The organism is Dolichospermum circinale AWQC131C (assembly GCF_000426905.1).
GTDB lineage: Bacteria > Cyanobacteriota > Cyanobacteriia > Cyanobacteriales > Nostocaceae > Dolichospermum > Dolichospermum circinale.
Genome location: NZ_KE384611.1, coordinates 56324 through 62624 on the forward strand (window position 1 = coordinate 56324; position 6301 = coordinate 62624).

Below are 6301 nucleotides of genomic sequence, written 5' to 3' on the forward strand. Positions count from 1 at the left end.
ACTGTTTGACCTTGGTTAACTGCGTTAGTTGTCTATTTCGGAGTACGGGAAATATTGGAAAGCTTACGTTAGGCTAGATAAAACTGCAAAATAACGGATTATTTCATCCGTGTAAATCCCGAAAAATTCCCTGATGTTAAAACTGCAACATCTTCAAAACACTAATACAGGGTGGTCCTTGGATCAACGAGATCCAAAGTTCATCGAATCTATGATGCCCATATTGGGCTTGTTATATAACTTCTACTTTCGAGTCCGAACCAGTGGCTGGGAAAATGTCCCAGATGGAAAAATTCTCGTTGTCGGTTCTCATAATGGCGGACTAGCATCTCCAGATACATCAATGATGTTATATGATTGGTATCGTCGCTTTGGTGTGGAAAGACAGATTTATGGGTTAATGCACCCCAAGGTTTGGGATGTCTTCCCTCCAGCAGCAGAAATGGCGATGAAAGCCGGTGCAGTCAGAGCGCATCCCAAAATGGCTTACGCGGCTTTGCGGGCTGGGGCTAGTGTCTTAGTCTATCCTGGTGGTGCTGAGGATGTCTTTCGCCCCCATGCAATGCGAGATAAAATTTACTTTGCTCAACGACAGGGATTTATCAAGTTAGCACTGCGGGAAAATGTGCCGATTGTTCCGGCGATTTCCTGGGGTTCACATGATACCCTGATTGTTCTAGCTGATATATATCAGATCATGCAGAAATTCCATAACATGGGGATGCCTTGGATATTTGGAGTTGACCCTTTGGTTTTTCCTATTTATCTAGGATTACCTTGGGGACTGGCTTTTGGTCCGTTACCCAATATTCCCTTACCCATATCTATCTATACTAGGGTTTGTCCCCCGATTGTGTTCCCACGCTATGGGAAACAAGCCGCAAGCGATCGCGCCTATGTTAATGAATGTTATGAGTTAGTCAGAAGCAAAATGCAGCAGGAGTTAGATACTCTCATCCAACAAGCCACTTATTAACGTTAGCCTGGCGGTCTCTAGTCGCCAGGTATTTTTAATTAATAACGGATTCATGCAGCAAGTAGCTTTGAGTGAGGTACACCTGATGCGGGCAAGATGCCCGCACCACAAGATTTTTATTATTAATATCTGTACTTCATAATACCAGGAACTGCTATAATAACAAGTTGGACTCTGTTACCTGAGACTTGACGCTGAAAAAGTCAAAAATTGAGGAAATTGCACCTCAATTGTTCGGTTGTACGACTTTGACTTCTTCACAGCAAGGTCTATAATCCCATGATTATAAGGTGTAAATATCTCCCTAGCCACCGTTAGCTACTGTAGCAATTTTGCAATCAAGGGACAAAAACCTGTGTATAAATGGATTTTGCCAAGTCTCAAGGAAGTTTTATCCGCAAGTCAGTCTCCTGTGGCTGACTGTTCCACTGCTAAGGCTGAACATCAATGGCGTGTTAGTCTCGCGGCCACGGAAAACCTGCTGTTGGGTTTTTTCCGGTCTCTGGCTACGACTTTACCCCATACTAACCCAGGTTTGGTGTTAGCCGCACCTGCTCCCTTATTTAGTCACCCAGAACTAACACAACATTTACAAACAATAACTTTTACCGCAAAACCTTTTAACCCTTTGGCTTTGATGCCGTTTATTATCCCCTCAGAAATCCTCCAGAATGTAAATAACATTAATAACATTAATAACATTAATAATATAGAAACTATTTCTCCTGAAACTCCTACTTTTCAAGAATCTATTTTACCTTTATTACCGGCTGATCCTCTGGCAGCAGAGCAGTTTTGTTTAGTCTTCACAGATGAATTTAGATTAGTGCTGGTTTTGTCTGAACTTGAAAATGGTCAGAAAGAGTTTTTATTTTCCTTTGCACCAGAAATAGTACAACAAGCTTGGCAATCTTTAGGCTCTAGGGTAGTTTTAACTAATCCAGAATTGTTTGCTGATTTAGATACTAAAGTCCAAAACTATCCTTTAGTTGCTCCAGACTATCACACTATCATGCAATTTAGTAAATTATTACTTCAGGAATTAACTATCCCAGAAAGTAATCCACAAGTTACCCATACTTTATCATCTGTTCCTTCACCTACTCCACCGCCAAAACATCCATCTCGTCCTGATGTAGAATTACTACAAGCTTTTGCCCATGAAGTCCGCACCCCTTTAACAACAATTCGCATGATGACACGGTTGCTATTAAAACACCAGGATTTACCTGTCAATGTTATCAGTCGTCTGGAAGTTATTGATCATGAATGTACTGATCAAATTGACAGAATGGAGTTATTATTTAAGGCAGCCGAATTAGAAAACTTATCTCAGCAACCCTTGGTCTCAAAATTGTCTCAGTCAGTCCATGGCCAACTCACACCGATGTGTTTAGATCAAGTATTAAAGCAAAGTATTCCCCGTTGGCAACAAGCGGCAACTCGCCGTAATTTAACTTTAAATGTGGTCTTACCTAAACAACTGCCAACGGTGGTGAGTAATCCTGCTATGCTAGACCGGGTACTCACAGGTTTAATGGAGAATTTTACCCGCAGTTTACCCCCCGGTAGTTGTATTCAAGTCCAAGTAATGACCGCTGGTGATCAACTAAAATTACAATTGTCACCTCAGTTTAATTGTCAAGATTCCCAAAGCTCCATGACAACACCACCAATTCGTAAATCTTTAGGCCAATTATTAATGTTCCAACCAGAAACAGGCGTAATTACTTTAAATATGGCTGCAACTAAGCATTTATTTCAAGCAATTGGTGGCAAGTTGATTGTCCGTCAACGTCCTCAAAATGGCGAAGTGTTGACGATTTTCTTGCCTGTAGAAAGTTAGATAACTCTGAATTTTTCTCTGTCATAGGCAATTCTTATTTTGGGAAATTTTCTTCTACACGCTGGTAACAAATAAATAAACATTGCTATTTTCAACTTTATGCCAAATTTAGTTAAAAGTAAATCCCACCAGCGACTAAAACGTCAACTACTCATCGTGATGTTAGTGATTTTTGGCTCAAGTGTGGCTATGGGCTGTATATTCGGATTCGCCACCAGCGCCCACGGTGCAAATCCTGTAAACCCTTAACTTTGTGCCTTTGTGCGAAACATAATTTCTCACGGCAAAATGTGACGATTAGACGGTTTCAATATTAAAATAATAATTAAAACCACTCATTGTATATAAGTGATCAGTTTTTTAATTCGGTTTTTGAGTAAATTCTCATTTTCCACCCACCCATAAGCAAAGCGGCTGGGTTAGATTAAACGTCTATAATCATATAGCCAAAGCTTGAATCTCCATCCTTTCTGATTTAATTCTATAAACTGCCATGCTAAAACTTTTGTTGGGCGATCCCAACGCTCGTAAACTTAAAAAATACCAACCTGACATTACAGAAATTAACCTCTTAGAGGAAGATATTAAACCGCTTTCTGATGAACAGTTAAGGGCTAAAACCGTCGAGTTTAAACAACGACTGTCCAAAGGTGAAACCCTAGATGATATTTTGCCAGAAGCCTTTGCTGTGGTTCGGGAATCAGGTCGGCGTGTTTTGGGATTGCGCCACTTTGATGTTCAATTACAAGGCGGTATAATCCTTCACAATGGGCAAATCGCTGAAATGAAAACCGGTGAGGGAAAAACCTTGGTAGCGACTTTACCAAGTTACTTAAATGCCTTAACTGGTAAGGGCGCTCACGTAATTACCGTTAACGATTATCTAGCCCGTCGGGATGCAGAATGGATGGGTCAAGTCCATCGGTTTTTGGGTTTGAGTGTGGGGTTAATTCAGTCTACAATGACCCCCAGTGAACGCAAAAAAAATTATGATTGTGACATTACCTATGTAACGAATAGTGAAATAGGTTTTGATTACCTGCGGGATAATATGGCTACCTCTATGTCCGAGGTGGTGCAACGGCCATTTAATTTCTGTGTCATTGACGAGGTAGATTCAATCCTGATTGATGAAGCCCGGACACCTCTGATTATTTCTGGTCAGGTGGAAAGACCTACGGAAAAATACTTACAAGCTGCGGAAATTTCTTTCACTCTCAAAAAAGATGAACATTACGAAGTTAACGAAAAGGATCGTAATGTTCTTTTGACGGATGAGGGTTTTGCTGAGGCGGAAAATCAACTAGATGTGAAAGATTTATTTGACCCAGAAGACCCTTGGGCGCATTTTATCTTTAATGCGATTAAAGCGAAGGAATTGTTTCTCAAAGATGTTAATTATATTGTCCGCAATGATGAAGTTGTGATTGTGGATGAATTTACGGGGCGGGTATTGCCCGGTAGGCGATGGAGTGATGGATTACACCAAGCAATTGAGGCGAAAGAACGGGTAGAAATTCAGCCAGAAACCCAAACTTTGGCGACCATTACCTATCAAAACCTGTTTTTGCTGTATCCCAAGTTAGGGGGAATGACGGGAACTGCAAAAACCGAAGAAGTGGAATTTGAAAAGATTTATAAACGAGAAGTCACAATTATTCCCACAAATCAGCCCAGAAGACGGGAAGATTTATCTGATATGGTGTTTAAAACCGAATCAGGGAAATGGAGAGCGATCGCTAAAGAATGTGCCGAAATGCACGAAAATGGTAGACCTGTGTTAGTGGGAACAACTAGCGTCGAAAAATCTGAACTCCTGAGCCGACTCCTGAAAGAAATGGAAATTCCCCATGAGTTACTCAACGCTAGACCAGAAAACGTAGAACGAGAAGCGGAAATTATCGCCCAAGCTGGACGCAGTGGGGCTGTAACTATCGCTACTAACATGGCGGGACGTGGTACAGATATCATTCTCGGTGGTAACTCTGAGTATATGGCCAGGTTGAAACTGCGGGAATATTTTATGCCCCGCATTGTCACACCGGAAGATGATGATAGTTTTGGTATCCAGAGGGCTTCTGGACTACCTATAGGTGGTAGCGGTGGTGGACAGGGTTTTGTCCCGGGGAAAAAGGTGAAAACTTGGCGGGCTTCTCCAGAAATTTTCCCCACCCAATTAACAAAGGAAACAGAACAGCTTTTAAAAGCGGCTGTAGAGGCGGCTGTAAAGGCTTACGGCGAACGTAGTTTACCGGAGTTGGAAGCAGAAGACAAAGTGGCTGTAGCGGCGGAAAAAGCCCCTACGGATGATGTGGTAATTCAGAAATTGCGGGCGGCCTACCAAGAGATTAAACGTGAATATGAGGAATTTACCAGCCGCGAACATGATCAAGTAGTAGCACGAGGGGGTTTGCACGTCATTGGTACAGAGCGCCATGAATCACGACGGATTGATAATCAGTTACGCGGACGGGCGGGAAGACAAGGCGACCCCGGAACTACAAGATTTTTCCTCAGTTTAGAAGATAACCTATTACGCATCTTTGGGGGCGATCGCGTTGCTGGATTGATGAATGCGTTTCAAGTCGAAGAAGATATGCCTATTGAATCGGGTATGTTGACTCGCAGCTTAGAAGGAGCGCAGAAAAAGGTAGAAACCTATTACTATGATATCCGTAAACAGGTATTTGAGTATGATGAGGTGATGAATAACCAACGTCGGGCTATTTATGCGGAACGTCGTCGGGTCTTGGAAGGCGAAGATTTGAAGGAACAGGTGATCAAATACGCTGCAAAAACCATGGACGACATCGTTGATTATTACATTAACCCTGATTTACCTTCGGAAGAATGGGAATTGGAGAAGTTAGTGAGTAAGGTAAAAGAGTTTGTTTACCTGTTGGCTGATATGCAGTCTAGCCAGTTGGAAGATATGGGAATTTTGGAAATTAAAGCTTTCCTCCATGAACAAGCGCGAATTGCTTATGATCTCAAAGAAGCGCAAATTGACCAAATTCAACCAGGATTAATGCGCCAAGGGGAACGCTTTTTTATTCTTCAACGCATTGATACTTTGTGGCGGGAACATCTGCAACAAATGGATGCTTTGCGTGAGTCCGTTGGCTTGCGTGGTTATGGACAAAAGGACCCGCTGATTGAGTACAAGAGCGAGGGTTATGAGTTGTTCTTGGATATGATGGTGAATATCCGCCGTGATGTGGTTTATTCTCTGTTTATGTTCCAGCCTCAAGCACAGCCTACTGTACAGGCTTGGTAAGATGGTTTAAGGGTTTTTTCTGGCTACGGGCGCAGAGGCACGACAGAGCCGTTTTCTGCGTCTTTTATTTTATGGTCAGCAGGGAAGAAATGAACCACGAAGGAGCGAAGAGCGCGAAGGAAGGAGGGTTTAGGGAGAGATACAGCAAGTAGCTTTGAGTGAGGTACACCTTGTGCGGGCAAGATGCCCGCACCACAAGAGT

General features: G+C 42.4%; 4 protein-coding genes. All 4 read left to right on the top strand.

Annotation, left to right across the window (positions count from 1 at the left end; translation table 11 throughout):
* Window positions 1–133: 133 nt before the first annotated feature.
* The 4 genes from ACIR131C_RS0110975 to secA all read left to right on the top strand — a co-directional run bounded on the left by ACIR131C_RS0110975 (window position 134) and on the right by secA (window position 6099).
* Window positions 134–976 (top strand): lysophospholipid acyltransferase family protein, encoded by an 843-nt coding sequence (locus ACIR131C_RS0110975; RefSeq protein WP_028090231.1) that lies wholly within the window; start codon window positions 134–136, stop codon window positions 974–976.
* 355 nt (window positions 977–1331) lie between these two features.
* Window positions 1332–2822 carry a sensor histidine kinase gene (locus tag ACIR131C_RS0110980; protein ID WP_028090232.1) on the top strand — a complete coding sequence of 497 codons (1491 nt, stop codon included), beginning with the start codon at window positions 1332–1334 and terminating at the stop codon, window positions 2820–2822.
* 99 nt (window positions 2823–2921) lie between these two features.
* Window positions 2922–3071, top strand: a complete 150-nt coding sequence (locus tag ACIR131C_RS24520; protein WP_196811754.1) for a hypothetical protein — start codon at window positions 2922–2924, stop codon at window positions 3069–3071.
* Window positions 3072–3315: 244 nt separating this feature from the next.
* Window positions 3316–6099, top strand: a complete 2784-nt coding sequence (gene secA / locus ACIR131C_RS0110985) for a preprotein translocase subunit SecA (RefSeq protein ID WP_028090233.1) — start codon at window positions 3316–3318, stop codon at window positions 6097–6099.
* Window positions 6100–6301 lie beyond the last annotated feature (202 nt).

Bases quoted from the DNA above. Each gene is read 5' to 3' on its own strand.
- ACIR131C_RS0110975 (WP_028090231.1), top strand. From the start codon at position 134: ATGTTAAAACTGCAACATCTTCAAAACACTAATACAGGGTGGTCCTTG.
- secA (WP_028090233.1), top strand. From the start codon at position 3,316: ATGCTAAAACTTTTGTTGGGCGATCCCAACGCTCGTAAACTTAAAAAA.
- ACIR131C_RS24520 (WP_196811754.1), top strand. From the start codon at position 2,922: ATGCCAAATTTAGTTAAAAGTAAATCCCACCAGCGACTAAAACGTCAA.